The sequence below is a fragment of the Staphylococcus canis genome (genome assembly GCF_016238445.1).
GTDB classification, from domain to species: domain Bacteria; phylum Bacillota; class Bacilli; order Staphylococcales; family Staphylococcaceae; genus Staphylococcus; species Staphylococcus canis.
Map to the genome: position 1 here is coordinate 1 of NZ_JABANU010000052.1, position 1,619 is coordinate 1,619.

Here is a 1,619-nt window from a genome sequence, read left to right on the forward strand (position 1 = left end):
AGGGGCTGGGACATAAATACAGCTCCAAAAGAACCCCGCTAAGATTCCAAATTGGATTTTAGCGGGGTTCTTTATATAATTTACACATATTGTTTCAAAAAAATAAAGCCCTCACTTATAATAAGAGAATAACGACAAACCCAAATTATAGGAGGAGCTTTATGTATAAAAATTATAACATGTCTCAATTATCTCTGCCACTAACTACTGAAATTACTTTTCCAGAAGGTGATACTGTTCATCTCGTAAATGACTTAGTTGAACAAATACCTGATGTCGTCTTCGACGATTTTAAACATCATCGTGGTGCACCTTCTCACAATCCTCGAATGATGCTTAAAATTATTTTATATGCTTATACTAATTCTATTTTTTCTGGACGAAAAATTGAATTTGCGTTGAAAGACAGCTTGAGATTCATGTGGCTTGCTCAAGAACAACAACCCTCTTATCGTACTATCAATCGCTTTCGTTCTAATCCACTCACTAATAAATTAATTAAAGAATGTTTTGTAGTCTTTCGCTCTTTTCTCGTTTCTCAAAATTTAATTGAAGAAGATGCTATTTATATAGATGGTACAAAAATTGAAGCAAACGCTAATAAATATACTTTCGTTTGGCGTGCCAATACAGAAAGATATAGCGAATCAAACACCAAAAAATCAGTTGAAGTTTATAATCAATTAATGCAAGATGAAATCATTCCAGAATTAGAAAGAGAATCACAAGATGAATTAACTTTAGATGAGTTGAAAGATATAGAACAGAAGTTAGAAACTAAAATCGAAGATTTAAACTATGACATTGATAAACAAGATAATGTTGAAACTAGAAAATTATTACGTTCTAAAAGGAAGTCTTTGAAATATTACAAGAAAACTATTTCAGAATGTCATGATAAAAAAGAGAAGTATAATGAACAATTTGATATCTTAGGTGATCGAAGAAGTTATTCAAAAACTGACCATGACGCTACGTTCATGAGACTAAAAGATGATCACATGCAGAACGGTCAACTCAAAGCAGCATATAATATTCAAGCTGCGACATATAACCAATTTGTTTTAGCCTACGGCATATTTCAAAACCCGGGCGATACTAGAACACTTGGAGATTTTCTTAAAATCATTGAAGAAATGAATGGTGACATTCCTGAGTATATTGTAGCTGACGCTGGATATGGTAGTGAAAGTAACTATGAAATGATTATGGATGAGTTCGAAAGAACACCATTAATTCCATACAACATGGTACTTAAAGAACAGAAAAAGAAATATAAGGAAAATATTTTTAACTCTGCCAACTGGAAATACGACGAAATAAATGATCAATATATTTGTCCTAATAATAAAATTCTTTTTTTCAATGGATATCGATATAGAACTGATAAATACGGTTTCGTAAGAGATTTTAAAGAATATCTCAGTTATGATTGTGTAGATTGTCCATTAAGACAAGAATGTATGAACCCTAAGGCGAGACCAAATACACAGAAAAAAATTAGGAAGAACTTAAAGTGGGAGTACTTCAAAAATAACACTAAAAAATTGCTTTCAGATCCGGAAACTTCAAAAATCTACAGTCAAAGAAAAAATGACGTAGAAACATTTTTCGGAAAC

Annotated in this window: 1 protein-coding gene; it reads left to right on the plus strand. The window is 31.6% G+C overall.

The window, feature by feature from the left end; all coding sequences use genetic code 11:
• Window positions 1-161: 161 nt before the first annotated feature.
• Window positions 162-1,619 (plus strand): IS1182 family transposase (locus HHH54_RS10835; protein WP_198618809.1); only part of this gene is annotated, 1,458 nt, incomplete at its 3' end.